The organism is Streptomyces nanshensis (genome assembly GCF_001751255.1).
Lineage (GTDB): Bacteria > Actinomycetota > Actinomycetes > Streptomycetales > Streptomycetaceae > Streptomyces > Streptomyces nanshensis_A.
Window position 1 is genome coordinate 1 of sequence record NZ_LJGW01000455.1, and the last position, 17,481, is coordinate 17,481.

The following is a 17,481-nucleotide window of genomic DNA, read 5'->3' on the forward strand; positions in this document are numbered from 1 at the left end:
GACGGGCCGTGAGGCGGGCCCCGACGGGGGCGGCGCTCAGGCGAGGAACCCTCCGTCGACCGGCAGCACCGCACCGCTGATGTGCCCGGCCCGGTCGCCGAGCAGGAAGGCGGCGGTGGCGCCGACCTCCGCGCCCGTTCCCGCCTTGCGCAGCGGCGTCGCCGCGATCCGCGCCTCGACGCCGCCCGGGATCGCCCGCCGCGTCTCGTCGAGCATCGGGGTCTCGGTCGGGCCGGGCGCCAGCGCGTTGACCCTGATCCCGAGCGGCCCGAAGTCGTGGGCCGCGGTACGGGTCAGACCGATGACCGCGTGCTTGGTCGCCTGGTAGGCGCCCATACCGGAGCTGCCGCGGAGCCCGCCGATGCTGCTCACGTTGACGATCGACCCCGAGCCCTGGCGCTCCATGACGCGTACCTCCTCGCGGACGCACAGCCAGGTGCCCTTCACGTTCACGGCCATGATCCGGTCGAACTCGGCCTCGGGGACGGCGTCGAGGCGTCCGCCCTGTGTCATCGCGGCGTTGTTGAACGCACCGTCGAGCCGTCCGAACCGGGCGACCGTCGCGTCCACGAAGGCCGCCACGCTGGCCGCGTCCGAGATGTCCCCGGTCGTGTACGCCACGTCGTGCCCCTCCCCGGTGAGTTCGCGGGTGAGGGCGGCGAGGGGTTCCTCGGTACGGGCGACGAGCATGAGGGCGGCGCCGTCCTCGGCGAAGACGCGCGCGGCGTCCGCCCCGATCCCCGCGCTCGCGCCGACGAGGAGGACGACCTTGCCGTCCAGCGGTGGAGTGCTCATCAGACCTGGCTCCTGTTCCTGTTCCTGTCCTTGTCGCTGGTTCCGGCGCCCCGCAGCGCGAGCAGCGCGCGGGCGTCGTCCGGTGTGGCGATCTGCTTGTCCAGTCCCGTGAGGAGGTCACGGACCTTTTCGACCTGCTGGGCGTTGCTCTCCGCGAGCCGCCCCCTGCCGATCCACAGGCTGTCCTCCAGCCCGACCCGTACATGGCCGCCGAGCAGGGCGCTGTGGGTGGCGAAGCGCATCTGGTCGCGGCCCGCGGCGAAGGCGGAGAAGGAGTAGTCGTCGCCGAAGAGCTTGTCGGCGATCCGCACCATGTGGTCCAGGTTCTCGTCGTCGGCCCCGATGCCGCCGAGGACGCCGAACACGCCCTGGATCAGCAACGGCGGCTTCGCCAGGCCCCGTTCGAGGAAGTGGGCGAGGGAGTAGAGGTGCCCGATGTCGTAGCACTCGTACTCGAAGCGGGTGCCGAAGGCGCCGAGCGTGCGCAGGGTGTGCTCGATCGAGTCGAAGGTGTTGACGAAGGGGTTGGAGTAGGTGTTGAGCACGTAGGGCCGCTCCCAGTCGTGCTTCCACTCGGTGACCTTGTCGGCGATGCCCGCGTAGACGAAGTTCATCGAGCCCATGTTCAGCGACGCCAGTTCGGGCCGGACCCGTACGGCGCCCGCCAGCCGCTGTTCCATCGTCATCGCCGGAGAGCCGCCGGTGGTGATGTTGACGACGGCGTCGCAGTGCGCGGTGACGTGCCCGACGATCTTCTCGAAGACCTCGGGCTCGAACGTGGGTCTCCCGTCCGGCCGCCGCGCATGCAGATGGACGACGGCGGACCCGGCCTCGGCCGCCCCGACCGCGGCCTCGGCCACCTGCTCCGCGGAGAGCGGCAGATAGGGGCTCTGGGACGGCACGTTCACGGAGCCGGTCACCGCGGTGGTGATGACCACCTTCTCGGCCGGCCGCATCAGTCCGTCTCCCCGTCGGCGTCTCCGTCGGCGCTCATAAGTCCTCCTCCGTCGTACGGGATGTGCACGGGGGTTCCGTCGTCCGGGACGTACGTACCTGCGTCCGGCGCGAGCGCCCGGTACGCCTCGCGCTTCGCGTCGTCGAGCGGGCCGGTCAGGCTGAGGGCGACCTGTGTGGCTCCCGCCTCGTACTGCCGCTGTGCCGCCCGGCGCACCTCGTCCGGCGTGCCGCAGGCCACGAGGGCGTCGACGAGCCGGTCGGAGCCGGGCGGCGCGAGATCCGCCTCCGTGAACCCCAGCCGCGTCAGCTTCGCGATCTGGTGCGGCAGCGTCAGGTAGTAGGCGAGGCGCGCGCGGGCGACCTCGCGGGCCGCGGCGCGGTCGCGGCCCACCACCGCCCACTGCACGACCGAGACGAACAGCTCGTCCCCGACCGTCTCGCGCGCCCAGCGGGTGTGCTCCGGTGTGACGAGGAACGTGAGCAGCCCGTCGGCCCGTTCGGCGGCGAGGCGGGTGATGCCGGGCGAGTACGCGCCGAGCACGCGCGGCACCGACTCCCGGCCGCCGCCGCGGCGTTCGAGGTCCGCGTCGACCCCGTCGAGGTAGCCGCGCAGGAACGGCAGCGGCCCGACGCCCCGTTCACGGACCGCGCCGCTGACCCCGAGGCCCAGCACATAGCGTCCGGGGTGGTCCGTGGCGAGGCCGTACGCGGCCGACGCGACGGACTTCGGTACGCGTTCGAGCGCGCGGGCCACACCGTTGCCCACGATCATCCGTTCCGTCGCACCGAGCACGAGCGCCGCCGTCGTGAACGCCTCGCGCCCGGCGACCTCCGGGATCCACACCATGCGGTGGCCGCACTCCTCCAGGAAGCGCATGAAGCGCACGGCGTCCGCGCGCCCGAGACCGTCCAACTCGGCGACGGACAGGGCGGATTCCGGAAGCCTCATGCCCGGGGACGTCGTACCCGGATCCGCCGGCGTCATCGACGTCACCGCTGTCCGTCCGCTTCCCGGAAGGCGCCGACCAGTCCGCGCGCGGCCTCCGCCAGCATCGTCGTGTCGTTGCTGAGCAGGACGAAGTCGCAGCCGTCGCGCACCGCTTGGGCGGCCCGTTCGGGCGCGCCGCCGAAGGCCAGCCCGCAGCGCTTCCCGGCGGCGTGCGCGGCGTCCTGCGCGGAGCCGATCAGCTCCCCTACCTCCGGGGAGGCCGGCGTGGTCCCCATCGACATCGAGAGGTCCGCGGCGCCCACGAACACCGCGTCCACGGAGTCGAGGGCGAGCATCCGCGGCGCCGCCCGTACCGCCTCGACGCTCTCCAACTGCGGTATGCACAGCACGTCGTCGTTGCCGGCGGCGAGATAGTCGGCGTTCGGGCGCAGCCCCCATCCGCCGGCGCGGCTGGTGCCGCCGGCGCCGCGCACGCCGTGCGGCGGGAACCGGCAGGCCCGTCCGACGGCGGCGGCCTCCTCGACGGTGTCGACGTGCGGTACGAGGATGCCCATCGCGCCCGCGTCCAGGATCTTCTGGATCGTGGACGCCGTCTTGTCCGGCACCCGCACCAGGGGCGCCATGCCCAGCGCCGCGGCCGAGTTGATCAGCCGGTAGGCGGTCTGGAGATCCAGCGGCGCGTGCTCCAGATCGACCACGACGAAGTCGAACCCGGCGAACGCCATGATCTCCGCCGGTTCGCCCGAGGCGATCTTCAGCCAGGTCCCGAGCGGTGTGGTGGCACGGTCCGGCGCGAACAGGCCCGCGCCCGTGCGTCGTTGCGCGCTCACGGCATCGGGTAGTCGTCGGCGTTGAGCACCCAGCCGGGCTTCTCGGAGAAGTCGGTGCGCGGCGGGCTGAAGATGTCGATGAGCTGGTTGACGCCGGGGTCGGCGGCCTCCGAGGTGTGCACCGTCGGCGGCGGGATGACCGCCAGCGACGGGCTGCCGAGCCGTACGTGCTCGTCGTCGCGCCACGCGGTGCTGTCGCTGAGCCACGGGGTGCGGATGTGGTGCACGTACTGGCCCTGCACGGCCAGGGAGAGCTGCTCGAAGTCGTCGTGGGTGTGCGGCGAGAGCTTGCCCGGATCGCGCGGACCGGCCGTCTCCGGAAGGAAGTTGACCATGAACGACCGGGTGCGGAAGATGCGGCCGAACCGCGCGGGGTCCTCCGGTACGCGGGCGAGCGGGTAGCACCGTACGGCGTCCCCGCCGGCCGGCTCCGGCCAGCGCTTCAGCGGCGCGACGCGCGGGTGGTCCTCCGCGTACGCCTCCGCGTTGTGCGCCCGCTCCCGCCACGCCGGTTCGCCGGCCTCGACGAGGCGGACGAGGGGACCGCCGCCGTGCACGCTGATCCGCGAGGCGCCGGGCGGGACCACGACCAGCCCCGGTTCCTCCACGCGCGTCTCACCGTGCCCGGTGTGCACGGTGAAGGCGGGCGAGGCGCCGGTGACGACGACGGCGAGTTCGCCGTCGAGTGTCCCGTTGTCGAGTTCGTCGCCGGTACGGGCGTCGGTGTGCGCGAGCACCACGTTCTGCGCGCGTACGACGGCGGTACGGGCCTCCGGCGTCGCGCCGTCGGAGGCGGCGAGTTCGCGCAGGTCGAAGTACTGCGCGGCCGCGATCGCCTCGCCGGCGTCCGGCCGGGGCGCGGTCGCGGTCGCGAGCGAGGAGCGGGGATCGTCCTTCTCGTACACGGTGCTGTTCCTTTCGCTCAGTGGTCGTGGGGGGCCATGGCCGTCCGGCCCGGTCTCGGCAGGTGCGGCGGGCTCAGTCGTCGAGGCCGAGCAGCCGCGCCGGGTTGTCGCAGACCATGCGCCGCAGGTCCTTCTCCGGCAGCCCGAGGTCGAGCAGCGCCCCGGCGACCCGCAGCCACGCGTCCACCGGCTTGGGGTTGGACGCCTGGCCGAAGTCCGAGGCCAGCACGATGTGTTCGGGGCCGAGCGTCCCGATCCACGTCATGAGCTGCTTCGGGTCCCACTTCTGGAGCCCCTCGGGGTCGTACATGCCGACCTCGTGCTCGACGAACGCGCCGAGCTCCACGAGCTCCCGGCACAGGTCCGGTTCGGCGCCGATGACGAAGTCGGGGTGGCTGACGACCATGCGCTCGATGCCGCGTTCCTTCGCGGCCTGGAACAGGGTGCGGATGTACTCCGGGTACATGTGACCGCCGTTGACGACGGCCTCCTGCTCCTTGATCTCGTCGAGGATCGCGCCCGCCTCGGGCTTGAGCGCCCCGTCCCCGTCGACGATGTCGATGCGTTCCAGGGTCAGGGGGACGGTGGTGGTGGGGAACGCCCCGTCCTCGGGGTGGCAGTCGATATGGCGTCCCGAGGAGATCGTCGGGAACCAGACGACCTTGCCGCCCATGCGCAGACACATCCGTACGGCGTGCACGTTGAGGCCGCCGACGGTGCTGTTGAGCGCGATGCCGCCGTAGGCGGAGGCAGCGACCTGGTCGAAACGCCCCTTCATCGCCAGGATGTCCATCTGGGTGTTGTGGTGGTGGGACTTGGCGACCATCGCGCGCATCCCGATCCGGGCACCGTCCTGCGCGGCCTCGACGTGATCGAAGCGGCGGGGGAACGGGCTGGGGCCCGAGTGGACATGCATGTCGACCAGGCCGTTCAGGACGGAGGCGAGGGCGGGACGCTGACTCATGAGGCCACCTCGGTTCGTATTGTGAATTCACGGTTCACTATAAGACTACTGTCAACCCATTCCCGACCTCTTGTGCGAGGAACGTCGCACGCTTAAGGTGTGGGCGTTTCACTTCGTGAACACGAAGTTCGAAACGCTGGGTCCGGCGCCGCAGAGCCGCAGGCAGCCGGCAACCGACCTCGGAGGACGACCATGTCCGCACTGCCCCCCGCGGAACCGCATTCAGCAGCCGTGCACGACGCTCCGCCGGACCCCTCGCACGGTCCGGACATGACCAAGGTGCGGGCCGCGGTGCGGGGCGGGACGCTCGCCTACTTCGTCGACCAGTTCGACATCTATCTGCCGATCGTGGTGCTGGCGCCGGCGACGATCTACTTCCAGTCGGTGAACCTGAGCGCGAGCACGACGGCCATGCTGTCCTCGCTCGTGTTCGCCTCGACGCTCATCGGGCGTCCCCTCGGCGCGGTGATCTTCGGTCACTTCGCGGACACCGTGGGCCGCAAGCGCACCACCCTGGTCGCGGTCGGCGGCTTCGGCGTCACCACGCTGGTGATCGCCTGCCTGCCCGGTCACGAGACGATCGGTACGTGGTCGATCGGATTGCTGATCGCGCTGCGGTTCATCGACGGGATCTTCCTCGGCGGCGAGTACACCACCGCCGTCCCGCTCGCGATGGAGTGGAGTCCGAAGCACAAACGCGGCCTCTACGCCTCGGTCATCACCTCGACGTCCCCCGCCGCGTACGCGGTGATCGCCGCGATCACGCTGCTGATGCTGCAGCAGCTCTCCTCCGAGGGGCTGCACAGCAGTTACGTCCAGTGGGGCTGGCGGGTGCCGTTCGTGATCGGCGCGCTGCTGGCGGCGGTGCTGTTCCGCTACTACCTCAAGCAGGTGCACGAGCCGCCGGCGGAGGTGACCGGCGAACGGCACAAGCTGCCGCTCGTACAACTGGTGTCGCGGTACCCGAAGTCGCTGGCGCAGGTATTCGTGCTGATGACCGGCGTCTGGCTCGCCACCAACATGGAGGCGGCCGTGACCCCGGTGCAGCTCAAGGAACACCTTCAACTCTCCAGCCAGGGCGTGACGTTGACGATGCTCGTCATCAACGCCTCCGCCGCAATCTCCTACCCCTTCTTCGGGCTGCTCTCCCAGCGCATCGGGCGGCGGCGCTTCTACATCGGCTACGGCCTGGCGGTCCTGGTGGTCGGCTCCGGCTCGTACTCGCTGCTGATGGTCTCCGACGGCGGCCTGGGCACGGCTCTGGGCTGGGGCGTCATGATCGGCGTCTTCACCGTCGGCACCTTCGGCCCGATCGCGGCGTATCTGACCGAGCGGTTCCCCGCGAGCATCCGTTCCACGGGCTACGGCGTCGGGTACAGCCTCGCGCTCATCGCGCCGGCCTTCTACCAGTTCTATCTGCAGCAGTTCGACGGCGTGATGCCCGCGCACCTCGCCCCGGGCGTCCTGATCGCGCTCGCCGGAGCGCTGATCTGCCTCGGCGGATTCCTCGGTCCGGAGACGAAGGACGTCGACATGACCGACGACAGGACGATTCCGGAGCTGTCGTGACCGTCCCGTCCTGACCGTCCTGACCGCGGGCCGGTCCGGACCGGGCGCGTCCTAGCCCGTACGCCGGTCGAGGTCGTCGGGCCGGAAGCGGCCGCCGAGTTCGTGGGTCAGCTCCCGTGCGGTGTCGACGACGCCGCGCAGTTCGGGGGCGTCGTCGGACATCGACAGGGTGTTGTCCGGGCCGACGACCGCGATCGTGGCGCAGATCCCGTACTCGTCGAAGACGGGAGCCGCCACCGCGACCACGCCGGGGGTGCTCATCGCGGAGCAGTGGCCGACGGTGCGGACCCGCTCGACGTCCGTACGCAGTTCCTCGCGCGCCTGCCCGGGCAGATTCGCCATGAGCCGTTCCATGGAGAGCTGGTCGGCGTGGTAGGCGAGGAAGACCTTGCTCTGCGCGGTGTCCAGCGGCAGATGGCTGCCGACCCGTACGGACACCACGACGACGCTGGCGATGTTCTCCTCGACCCGGGAGACCACCGGTCCGGTCAGGCCCCACAGGCTCAGCACGACGCTGGACTGCGTGGTGCGTGCGAGCACCTTCATATGGCGTTCGGCGAGGTCGATGACGCGGCGGCGGCCGATCGCGAACGCGCCGAGCTGCAGCAGCAGCCCGCCGGGCACATAGCCGCCCTCCGCGCTGCGCTCCAGCAGCCCGGCCGCGACGAGGGACGTGCAATACCGGTACGCCGTGGTGCGGTTGAGGCCGAGCCGCTCGGCGACCTCGCCCGCCGTGACCTCCGGGGTGGCGGGCTCGAACAGCGACAGGATCTGGCTGACCCGGCTCACGGCCTGGATGTCGGCCTGGTCGCCACGCTCCGCGCGCCCGGTCTCGGACGACCGCGTCGCCTTGGTCACGAGGAGCCTCCGCCGGATGGTGATCGAGAACTGACAGCCATGTTCACTTTCTGAACATGGCTGTCAGGCTACCCGAGTTGACCACGGGCCGGGGCCGCCAGCGGTCGCCGGTGGGCCGGGATGGCGCGCGGATGCTTCCTCGCGCCCGTCCGCCGTTCTGCAACAGCCGTGCAACGGATGGCCGCGTTCGGCAACAGCTCTCCGGTGCCGCCGACGCCGCGGCGATGGTCTGGTCCAATTGCCCGCATGACGACGAACTCCCCACCCCCACAAGGCCGTTCGCGCCGTCTGCACCTCGCCGTAGTCACCGTCGCCGCCGCGACGGGTCTCGCCGTCACCGCCTTCGGGCTCGGCTGGGACGGCTCCAGCAGCGAAGCGAACGCCGCACCCACCGCCCGTACGCCCGCCGGGAAGGCGGCGCAGGCGGACACCGACCTCAACGGCGACGGCTTCGCCGACGTGGTCTTCACCAGCGCCAAGGACGGCGGCCCGGACCCCTCCGGCCGCTTCCTCGCCGTCGTGTACGGCACGAAGAACGGCCCCGACCCGGACAAGCGCGCCGTCTTCACCGACAAGGACCTCGGCGTACCGGCCGACGAGGAACTGGACGCCCCTTACGCGGACCAGCCGGCCGTCGCCGACCTCGACGACGACGGCAACCCCGACATCCTCTTCGGCGCCTCCGGCCGTGTGCTCTGGGGAACCCCCGACGGCCCGCAGCCCGGCAAGCAGGGGAAGGTCGAACTCCCCGACGCGGGCAAGGAGTACGCGTCGAGCGCGCAGCCCGTCACCGGGGACTTCGACGGTGACGGACACGTCGACCTGGCCACGTACGACATCGCCGACGACGGCCAGTCCAACGCGATCGCCGTGCTGAACGGACCGTTCAAGCGCGACGGTTCACCCGCCGCGACCGCCGTGCGGGACAACCCCATGGGCGACGAGGCGTTTCTGACCTCCGGCGACGCCAACGGCGACAAGGCCGCCGACCTGGTCGTCCACGCGGTGGGCGACGACGAGGACGCCGACTCGACCCTGCTCACCGGCGGCGCCGACACCGACACGGGACTGAGCGAGAAGGACACGAGGCTGCCGGAGGGCAACCAGGTCGTCTTCGGCGACTTCGACGGCGACGGACGCCGCGACATCGCCGTCGGCAACAGCGGCATCGCCAACGACGAGGACCCCGACGGCAAGAAGGTCAAGGGCTGGATCGACGTCCTCTACGGCAAGGACCCCGGGAAGCCGGAGAAGATCGAGGGCGGCGCGCCCGGTGAGGGCTTCGGCGTACGGCTGGCCACGGCGGACGCCGACGGCGACGGCGTCGACGATCTGGCCGTACAGCTCTCCGCGTTCATCCCGCCCACCTCCAAGATCCAGGTGCTGCACGGCAGTTCGAAGGGTCTGGGCAGCAAGCCCTGGCGCAGCACGAAGCGGACGACGTCGGACAGGCACTACGCGCCGGAGCTTCTCGGAGCGGGGAACTACGACGCCGACGGGAACAGCGAGATCGTCCTCGTGAAGAGCCCGTATCTGGACCCGAAGAGCCACTGGTGGTTCACCGAGGGCACGGACGAGAACGACGCCGCCTTCACGACGACCGACTTCTCCTGACAGACCGCGGCACGGCCCCGTATCCGCCGCCCGCCGGACGGTGCTCCGGTGCGGCGGATACGGACCGCCGGCCGCGTGTCCGTGCACCAACTCTCGCCGTTTCCTTGTGCGTTCGCCGTACGTCCGCTCACCGCACCTCCGCGCCGATCTCCTCGTCGTCCTCGGCCTCCGGGTCCCCGAAGTCGCGGGGGCCGTACGAGCGGGCCGCGTCCGCCGGCCACCCCTTGCCGTGCGCGAGGACGATCCACAGGGCGCCCTCGTAGCCACGGGTGCGCGGGGCGCCGACCGCGAGGTCCGTCCTGCCGTCGCCGTCGGTGTCGCCGAGGCGTACGGCGTCGCCGAAGAGGTTGCCCATCGCCCCGTCCTCCTCGGAGGGGTCCGGCGCGGAGGCCGGTTCCTCGACGACGCGGGCTCCGCGCCCGGTCAGGTCCCCGCGGCTGCCGTGCAGCACCGTGACGGTGCTCTTCCTGCCCCCGGCGTCGACCGGCGCGGGCGTGCCGACCGCCACGTCGGCGTGGCCGTCGCCGTTCACGTCGCCCGCCTCCAGGGCCGTACCGAACTGGCTGTCGCTCTCCTTCTCGCCCGGTACGCCGGGGGAGTCCTGGTCGATCGCGCTGTGGCGGGAGGGATCCGGTCCGTCCGCGGAGCCGTGGACGACCTCGACGGGTCCGGAGACCGCCGAGTCGGGCGCGGACCCCTTCGGGAAGCGGCGCAGTACGACGTCGGGGTAGCCGTCCTTGTCCACGTCGCCGGTGGTCGCCGTCTCGATGCCGGGCAGACGCTCGGTGTCGGGTCGGCCGAAGCCCTCGGCGCCGCCCGCCGTGTAGCCCGTCTCGACCTTGCCGCCGCCCAGGCCGTCGTCCTCGGTGGCGTGGGAACTGACGAGGTCGTCGCTTCCGTCGCCGTTCAGATCACCGGCGAAGGCGGTGACGAGGTTGTCGCTGCCGTCCTTGTCGCCGAAGGGAGCCGGGACGGCGGCCGATCCGGAGGATGTGCCGTCGCGGCGGAACGGCCCCTTGAGCAGGCCGTGTTCGCCGCCGATCCGTACGACCAGGTCGCTGTGCCCGTCGCCGGTGAAGTCGCCGGCGACGAGGGGATCGTCCTCGTCGGCCGACCGGTAGTCGTCCGGTACGCCCTTGAGGTACGTGCCGCCCGAGAGCCCCTCGGGCGAGCCCCACAGCGCGATCAGGCCGGGGTGCGTCGGCTCGGCGCCGCGCTTGTGCCCGGTCACCGAGGCCACCAGGTCCGTGTAGCCGTCCCCGTCGAGGTCGCGGGCCACGGTGACGTCGGCGAACGAGACGCCTCTGCCTTCCCGTCCGGGGACGCCGGGGCTGTCGAGGTTCAGCCGCTGACGGCGCACCGTCGCCCCGTCCTTCTCCTTGTTCGTGTCCTTGGCTGCGTCCCCGGCCCCGTCCCCGGCCGCGTCCTCGTCCCCGCCGCGCTCGCGGGAGCCGTAGACCACGGACACCGCGCCCCCGTACCGGCCCGTGACGTGGACGTCCTGGACGCCGTCGTGGTCGAAGTCCGCGGCGGGCGCGGTCTTCGCGGGACCGCTGAGCGCCGCGGAGCGCGACGCCGGGCCGTCGCCGGACGCGCTGAGCGTCTGCCATGCCACGGGTGCGGCACCGGCCGCGACGACACATACGCCGACCGCCGCGACTCCGAGCCGGCGGCGCCACCGCCGTGCGCCGTGGGGTTCCGGGCCGGGTGCGTCGCCTGGCTGCGGCACGGGTGCTCCTCTCAAAGCCGGACTCCGGGGGAGGACGCGGGAGGTTCCGGCACCGGTTCCTGCGGCGCCGGCCGTCCCCGGCCGGCGTGAACAGGGCTTCCCCGTACGGCAGTTGCCCCCGCCCCGGTGATCCGGGCGACGGGCCCTATACGGGGTTGCGGCGGAGCCAGGCCAGTACCTCGTCGGCGTGCTCGTCCGGCGGGAACACCGGATAGAAGACGTGCTCGACGGCGCCGTCCCGGACGATCAGCGTCAGCCGCCTGTAGAGCGTCATCCCGCCGATGTCGAACGTGGGCAGGGCGAGTCCCCCGTCCCCGTCCTCGGCACCGGCCTCGGCCAGGCTCAGGGCAGGGTCGGAGAGCATCTCGAACGGCAGGTGGAGCCGCTCGACGACCTCGCGCTGATAGTCGGTGTCCTGGCTGGACAGCCCGAACACCCGGGCGGCGCCCGCCGCGAGCAGCTCCCCGTGGTGGTCGCGGAAGCCGCACGCCTCGGGGGTGCAGCCCCGCGCTCCGGGGAACGCGTCCCATCCCTCGGGCAATTCGGTGCCCGGACGGCTTGTGAGCGGATAGACGTAGAGCACCGTGCGGCCGGGGCCGAGCGCGTCGAGGCGGACCGTGCCGCCGCCGGTGCCGCGAAGCTCCACGGACGGCAGCGTCGTCCCGGGCAGATGCGCCGCGCCGCCGTCGTCCTCGGGCACGGGAAGGTCCGCGGGCAGACTCGCGTCATCGCTCATCGGGTCTTCTCGTTCCTCTCCGCTCGCGTCGGTCGCGTCCGTCGCGTCCGTCGCGTCCGTCGTGCCGCGAGCCGTCCTCGCCGCGAAGAACCCACCCTGCCAGTGCCGTTGGGATCCTGGCGGGCAGAGATGCCGTATGAGTGCCGTATGAGTACGGAGCAGGAGGGGCGGCCGGTCGCGGCGGCCGTCGTCGTCGACGCCGGGCGGGTGCTGATGATCCGGCGCCGCGTACGCGAGGGAAGGCTGCTGTGGGCGTTCCCGGGCGGAGAGGTCGAACCGGGGGAGACCCCGGAGCAGGCGGCCGTCCGGGAGACACGTGAGGAAGTCGCCCTGGAGGTCGCCGCGTTCCGCGTCCTCGGCGCCCGTGTGCACCCGGTGACCGGTCGCCATGTGACGTACGTGGCCTGCGAGCCGGTCTCCGGCACGCCCCGCGTCGCGTCCCCGGACGAAGTGTCCGCGTGCGCCTGGATCGCGTTCGGCCGGATTCCGCACCATGTGCCGTACGGGCTCTTCGGACCGGTGCAGGACTATCTCGCCCAGGACCAGGACCAGGACCAGGACCAGGCGGCTGCCCCGGACGTCCCCGACCGGGACCGGCCACCCGGCCGCGCGTGAGCCGCCGCCCCCGTCATGGCTCCGCGATGTCGAGCGTCACCTTCGACAGCGGACTGCCCACACAGGTCAGCACATATCCGTCGGTCTTCTCCTGCGGCGTGAGGCAGTTCGGCTCGTTCTGCGCGACCTCTCCGCCGCGCAGCCGCACCATGCAGTCGCCGCAGTTGCCGACCGTGCAGGAGTACGGCATCGGCAGCCCCGCGGCGAGTCCCGCGTCCAGCAGCGTCTGGCCGGGTTCGACCACCGTCGTGCCGACGGCCCGTCCGTCCTCCTCGACGGTCATCTCCCGCGGCACGGTCGTCGCCGTCGCGGTGTCCGCGCCGCTCACATACCGCTCGTGGCGCACCTGTTCGTCCGGGACGCCCAGCCCGGTCAGGACGCCGAGGACGGTGTCCGTCAGCGGCTGCGGACCGCAGACGTAGTAACGGGCGTCCCGGGCGGGGGAGATGCCGGTCACCCAGCGGCGGACGCCGTCCGCGTCGAGCCGTCCGTCCCTGCCCGTCAGGACGTGGGTGACCGACAGCCGCCCGGGGGTCTCCTTCGCCAGCCGGGTCAACTCCTCCCCGAAGACGGTCTCTTCGGCGCTGCGGCTGCTGTAGAGCAGGGCGATACGGTCGCGGCCCGTACGGTCGGCGAGCCGTGCGCGGATCATGCTCATCATCGGCGTCATGCCGCTGCCCGCCGCGACGAGCACGGTCTCGTCCGCAGGCTGCGGACCGGCGTGGAAGGACCCCGACGGTCCGCGCAGCGCCAGCCGGTCCCCGGCGCGGAGCCGCCGGTGCACATGGGTGGAGAACCGGCCGCCCTCGACCTGCTTGACGGTGACCTCCAGCCGGGACGAACCGGGCGCCGACGAGGCCGAGTAGGCCCGCCGCACCGGCCGTCCGCCGATGTCGGCGACGAGCGTGAAGAACTGTCCGGGCAGGAAGTCGAACGGTGCCGGATCCGGATCTCCGCCGGCGTCCTCCAGTACGAGGGTGACGGTGCTCGGCGTCTCCCTGCGTACCTCCGCGATGCGCACCTCCCGCAGGGGCGCCTCCGTACGGACGTCCTCGGCCGGCCGCCGGTCCGCGCCGCCACGGCGCCGCCCGTCCGCTCCGGTCCGCACGTCCTCGTACCCCTCCTGGCGCATCCCGGTGCGGTAGAGGAGGTCCGCGAACAGCCGCAGCAGCCGGCTCATTCCGGGGACGGCACCGACGGCCCGCAGCAGGAACGCGGACGAACCGGCGCCGGAGCGGGCCGAGTTGGCGGCCAGATGCTCGCCCGCCAGCGCCATCAGATCCGGGACGGTGCCGCGGTCGAGGTGGGTGCCGGGGGACCACGGCCGTGCGCGGGCCACGGCGTCGCTGCCGCTCACCTCGGCGTCCTCGACGTCCACGACGAGCGCCAGATACGGGGGCGTACCGCGCAGCGCCATCGTCTCCAGCAGCGCCGGATCGTCGGTGATCGCGCCGCGGCCCCGTACGTGCAGCACACCGCTGCGCCCCGGAACGAGCGCGGCGAAGGAGAGCCGGTCGTCCCGCAGCAGATTGTGCAGGGTGTCGGCGCGCTTGTTGCCCCGACGGTCCGGGATGACGAGCGTCCGGGCGTCCAGGATCCGCGCCACCGCCTGCCGGTCGCCGCGCGGAGAGGTGTCGCTCCCGCCGGACGCGTCCCAGGTGGACAGGGCGAGGAACGGCGACGCGGCGAGGAACCGCGCGACGCCGGGCCGGGACAGCGGTCCGTCGTCCGCGAACTCGGGGCTCTGCCCCGCCTGTTCGGCCTGTTCGGCGGGTTCCGCCGCCTCCACCCCTGCCGTCGCTTCAGCCGTGGCGGTCTGCCCGGGCGGCTGCCACAGCCGGGAACGGAGGACGGCCTGCGCGCAGTGCACGTACGCCTCCTCGACGTCGACGGTGATCTCCGCGCCCCTCCGCGCGGCCACCGACCCGTTGACGCGCAGAAGTTCCCCGACGCCCGGCAGCAGGAAGAAGAACGAGACCGGACCGTGCGGTGCGCCCGGCTCGGGCAGGGCGAAAGAGATCCGCCGGGGCGAGTGGACGCGAGTGAAGCCGGGCCTGCCGCCGATGAACGTCGTCCTGCCGACGCCGTCGGCGTCCCGGTAGCCGAAGGCCGCGACCGGGCACCGGGCGAGGACGGCACGGCACCCCTCGTCGAGGGCGTCGATCTGCTTGAGCATGATGACCGACGGCGGGCGGCCGATGGCCCCCTCTACCTCGTCCGGCGTCGTCAGCCGGTGCAGGGCACTCGACCGGACTGCTTGCCCGATGGCATCGTTTTCCCAGGTCATGACAGTATTGTGAACAATCGCTCAGCTCTCTGGCTACTCGCTTTTCACGCCCCGGGAGGGTCCTCGGATGCCGTCGGCCGACCGCCGTCTTCAACCACGTCGCAAGCCTCGCCAGGTGCGTGCCGAGCTCACCCGCGAGCGCATCCTCACCGCCGCTGCTCACGTTTTCGCCGAGTACGGGTACGCCGCCGGCACCACCAACCGCGTCGCCGAACGGGCCCGTGTCTCCATCGGCTCGCTCTACCAGTACTTCCCGAACAAGGACGCTCTCCTCGCCGAACTGCTGCTGCGGCACATCGACCGCGGCACGTGGCCGCAGGCCGACCGGCTCGAACTGACCCCCGGCAGCCTGGAGAAGACGGTGCGGGCGCTGGTCCGCGACGCGGTCGACCACCACCGCGACGATCCGCATCTGCTGCGGATCATGATCGAGGAGGCGACGATCTCGCAGGAGGTGCTCGACGCGATCGACCGGCACGGCCGGGTCCGCGTCGCCCAGGTACGCGACCTCCTCGCCCGGCACCCGGACGTCCACGTCCGCGACCTGGGCACCGCGGCCGAACTGATCGTGTTCACCGTGGAGATGAACACGCACAAGCTCATGGCCGCGCCGCAGACGATCCCGGTCGAGACGTTCGAGAACGAACTCGTGGACATGGTCACCCGCTATCTGAGCGGCGGCGGCCCGCAGCAGCCCGCCGACCCGTCGCCGCCGGGCGGCTGACCGCAGCCCGTCGCCGGTCAGCCGGACCAGGGCGAGCCGTAGCGCCGGGCGAGCGAGGCCGCGACGCCGGGCGGCAGCAGCCGGGGCGTGCGGTCGCCGAGCAGCAGAAGCAGCGCGCTGACCTCCTCCAGTTCCGTCGCCGCCGCGACGGCCGCGCTCATGGTGCGTCCCGCGGTGACGGGCCCGTGGTTCTCCAACAGGGCCGCGCGGAACGGAAACGGCAGCCGGGCCACCGCGTCGGCCTGCGCGGGATCGCCCGGATCCGCGTACGGGATGAGCGGTGTGGTGCCGACGCGCATCACGAAGTACGGCGTGAGCGGCGGCACCGCGGAACGCTCCGACCAGGGCGGCAGACAGCTCGCGGCGGTGGCGTGCCGGGAGTGCAGATGCACCACGGCGGCGGCGTCGGGATCCCGCCGGTAGAAGGCCAGATGCAGCGGGAACTCCTTGGACGGCCGGGGGCCCGCGCGGTGGACGCCGTCCAGACCGACGACGCTCAGCGCGTCCCCCTCCAGTGCCGCCAGGTCGGCGCCGGTCGGGGTGATCAGCACGGTGTCGCCGTCGCGGACGCTGAGATTGCCGGAGGAGCCGGGGCTCAGCCCCGAGGCGGCCAGCCGTGCGCCCGCCCGTACGAGGTCCTCGTGCGGCTCGCTCACGCCAGCTCCTCCCATGCCGTGGTGAACATCGAACGGCCCCCGAAATTGCCGGACTTGAGCGCGAGGTCGACGGGGCGTACCCGGCCCCCGGCGAGCCTGGCCTCGGTGTGCACCCACGGGACGCCGGGCGCGATGGGGGCGCCGACGCGGAGCGTGCCGGCGCCGAGCGCGGTGACCACGGCGCCGGAGGTCTCGCCGCCGGCGACCAGCAGACGGTGCGCCCCGGCGGCGACGAGCTCCACGGCGCAGCGGGCCAGCGCCGATTCGATGAGGGCCGCCGCGTCCGGCGGCGCCTCGGAGGTCTCCTCGGTGCCGTCGGCGGCGTAGAGCAGCGGGGGACGGCCGGGGTCGGTGTGCCAGGCGTCCCGTACGAAGGCCGTCAGCGCGGCGACGGCACCGTCCAAATCGGCCCGCAGCGCCGTGAGTTCGAGCTTGCGGTGGGGGAGCCGTCCGCGTGCGTGCCGCACCTGCTCCCGGGTGGTGGCGGACGCGCTGCCGGAGAGGATCACGCCGGGTCCCGGTCCGGCGGTGGAACGGGCGCGGGAGGCCGTCCCCTCATGCGGCCCGCTGAGCCCGAGGGCGAGTCCGGCCGCGCCGGTGACCAGCGGCATGCCGTCTGTGGCGGCGGCGACGGTGCGCAGATCCTCGTCCGTGATGGCGTCCACGACGCTCAACGTCCCGCGGGCGGACGGCTCGTGGAGCGCGCGGCGCACGGCGTCGGCCCCCGCCCGTACGGTCTCGTGCCCGACGAGGCGTACCGGCCGCCGCGTCTGCGGGGCGAGCAGCCGTCCGAGATGTGCGTCACGCATCGGGGTCAGCGGATGGTTCCGCATGGGGCTCTCGTCGAGCAGGTCGTCGTGGACGAAGAGCCGGGCCCGGTAGACGGTGCGTCCGGTGGCGGGGAAGGCGGGCACGACGACCGTGCCGGGGGCGCCCAGTTCATCGAGGAGCGCGTCCGCGACGGGGCCGATGTTGCCCTCGGGCGTGGAGTCGAAGGTCGAGCAGTACTTGAAGTAGAAGCGGCGGCAGCCGGCGTCGCGCAGCGCGTGCAGCGCCGCCAGCGAGTCCCGTACGGCGCTGTCGACGGGCGCGGTGCGCGACTTCAGGGCGACGACGACCGCGTCCGGTTCCTCCCCGTCGGCGGAGGCGGCGCCGGGCGGCCCCACGGTGACCACGGTCCGGAATCCGCGGGCCACGAGCATCGTGGCCAGGTCCGTGGCGCCGGTGAAGTCGTCGGCGATGGCGCCCAGATACGGCATCGGCTCTCCCTCGTCGTTCTCCCAGATCCCGTGT

At 72.4% G+C, this 17,481-nt stretch carries 16 protein-coding genes; 4 read left to right on the plus strand and 12 right to left on the minus strand.

What is annotated here, in order from left to right:
• Window positions 1-36: 36 nt before the first annotated feature.
• The 6 genes from AN218_RS28285 to AN218_RS28310 form a co-directional block, all read right to left on the minus strand.
• Complete coding sequence (locus AN218_RS28285; protein ID WP_070019952.1) at window positions 37-795, minus strand: SDR family NAD(P)-dependent oxidoreductase; 759 nt, start codon at window positions 793-795, stop codon at window positions 37-39.
• Window positions 795-1,751, minus strand: a complete 957-nt coding sequence (kce, locus tag AN218_RS28290) for a 3,5-dioxohexanoate:acetyl-CoA acetone transferase (protein ID WP_070019953.1) — start codon at window positions 1,749-1,751, stop codon at window positions 795-797. Before kce ends, AN218_RS28285 begins: the two co-directional genes overlap by 1 nt.
• Window positions 1,751-2,701 carry an LLM class flavin-dependent oxidoreductase gene (locus tag AN218_RS28295; RefSeq protein ID WP_171908824.1) on the minus strand — a complete coding sequence of 317 codons (951 nt, stop codon included), beginning with the start codon at window positions 2,699-2,701 and terminating at the stop codon, window positions 1,751-1,753. Before AN218_RS28295 ends, kce begins: the two co-directional genes overlap by 1 nt.
• Window positions 2,702-2,742: 41 nt before the next feature.
• Window positions 2,743-3,531: an HpcH/HpaI aldolase family protein gene (locus AN218_RS28300; RefSeq protein WP_070019955.1), complete on the minus strand. Its 789-nt coding sequence runs from the start codon at window positions 3,529-3,531 to the stop codon at window positions 2,743-2,745.
• A complete protein-coding gene (locus AN218_RS28305; RefSeq protein ID WP_070019956.1) occupies window positions 3,528-4,436 on the minus strand; it encodes a cupin domain-containing protein in 909 nt (302 codons plus the stop codon). The genes AN218_RS28300 and AN218_RS28305 overlap by 4 nt, the downstream gene beginning before the upstream one ends.
• 73 nt (window positions 4,437-4,509) lie before the next feature.
• Window positions 4,510-5,400 (minus strand): DUF6282 family protein, encoded by an 891-nt coding sequence (locus AN218_RS28310; protein WP_070019957.1) that lies wholly within the window; start codon window positions 5,398-5,400, stop codon window positions 4,510-4,512.
• 192 nt (window positions 5,401-5,592) lie between these two features.
• Here AN218_RS28310 and AN218_RS28315 point away from each other — a divergent pair, with 192 nt between their 5' ends.
• Window positions 5,593-6,969, plus strand: a complete 1,377-nt coding sequence (locus AN218_RS28315) for an MFS transporter (protein WP_070019958.1) — start codon at window positions 5,593-5,595, stop codon at window positions 6,967-6,969.
• A 51-nt stretch (window positions 6,970-7,020) separates the two neighbouring features.
• Here AN218_RS28315 and AN218_RS28320 read toward each other — a convergent pair whose 3' ends face one another.
• A complete protein-coding gene (locus AN218_RS28320) occupies window positions 7,021-7,827 on the minus strand; it encodes an IclR family transcriptional regulator (RefSeq protein ID WP_070019959.1) in 807 nt (268 codons plus the stop codon).
• A gap of 246 nt (window positions 7,828-8,073) precedes the next feature.
• Here AN218_RS28320 and AN218_RS28325 point away from each other — a divergent pair, with 246 nt between their 5' ends.
• Window positions 8,074-9,441: an FG-GAP repeat domain-containing protein gene (locus AN218_RS28325; RefSeq protein ID WP_070019960.1), complete on the plus strand. Its 1,368-nt coding sequence runs from the start codon at window positions 8,074-8,076 to the stop codon at window positions 9,439-9,441.
• Between the two features lie 127 nt (window positions 9,442-9,568).
• Here the strand turns inward: AN218_RS28325 and AN218_RS28330 are convergent, their stop codons facing one another.
• A complete protein-coding gene (locus AN218_RS28330; RefSeq protein ID WP_070019961.1) occupies window positions 9,569-11,170 on the minus strand; it encodes an FG-GAP and VCBS repeat-containing protein in 1,602 nt (533 codons plus the stop codon).
• A 145-nt stretch (window positions 11,171-11,315) separates the two neighbouring features.
• Complete coding sequence (locus AN218_RS28335) at window positions 11,316-11,906, minus strand: peroxiredoxin (protein WP_070019962.1); 591 nt, start codon at window positions 11,904-11,906, stop codon at window positions 11,316-11,318.
• A gap of 147 nt (window positions 11,907-12,053) precedes the next feature.
• Between AN218_RS28335 and AN218_RS28340 the strand changes: the two genes are divergently transcribed.
• Window positions 12,054-12,521, plus strand: a complete 468-nt coding sequence (locus AN218_RS28340; RefSeq protein WP_070019963.1) for an NUDIX hydrolase — start codon at window positions 12,054-12,056, stop codon at window positions 12,519-12,521.
• Between the two features lie 13 nt (window positions 12,522-12,534).
• On the opposite strand, the gene AN218_RS28345 is transcribed toward AN218_RS28340, so the two are convergent.
• Window positions 12,535-14,808, minus strand: coding sequence for a 2Fe-2S iron-sulfur cluster-binding protein (locus AN218_RS28345; protein WP_070019964.1), 2,274 nt, complete (start codon window positions 14,806-14,808; stop codon window positions 12,535-12,537).
• Window positions 14,809-14,875: 67 nt separating this feature from the next.
• Between AN218_RS28345 and AN218_RS28350 the strand changes: the two genes are divergently transcribed.
• On the plus strand, window positions 14,876-15,532 hold the full coding sequence (locus AN218_RS28350; protein WP_070019965.1) for a TetR/AcrR family transcriptional regulator: 657 nt from the start codon (window positions 14,876-14,878) through the stop codon (window positions 15,530-15,532).
• A 17-nt stretch (window positions 15,533-15,549) separates the two neighbouring features.
• On the opposite strand, the gene AN218_RS28355 is transcribed toward AN218_RS28350, so the two are convergent.
• Together AN218_RS28355 and otnK are read right to left on the minus strand one after the other, a co-directional pair.
• On the minus strand, window positions 15,550-16,188 hold the full coding sequence (locus AN218_RS28355) for a class II aldolase/adducin family protein (protein WP_070019966.1): 639 nt from the start codon (window positions 16,186-16,188) through the stop codon (window positions 15,550-15,552).
• On the minus strand, window positions 16,185-17,447 hold the full coding sequence (otnK, locus tag AN218_RS28360; RefSeq protein WP_070019967.1) for a 3-oxo-tetronate kinase: 1,263 nt from the start codon (window positions 17,445-17,447) through the stop codon (window positions 16,185-16,187). Before otnK ends, AN218_RS28355 begins: the two co-directional genes overlap by 4 nt.
• Window positions 17,448-17,481: the final 34 nt, after the last annotated feature.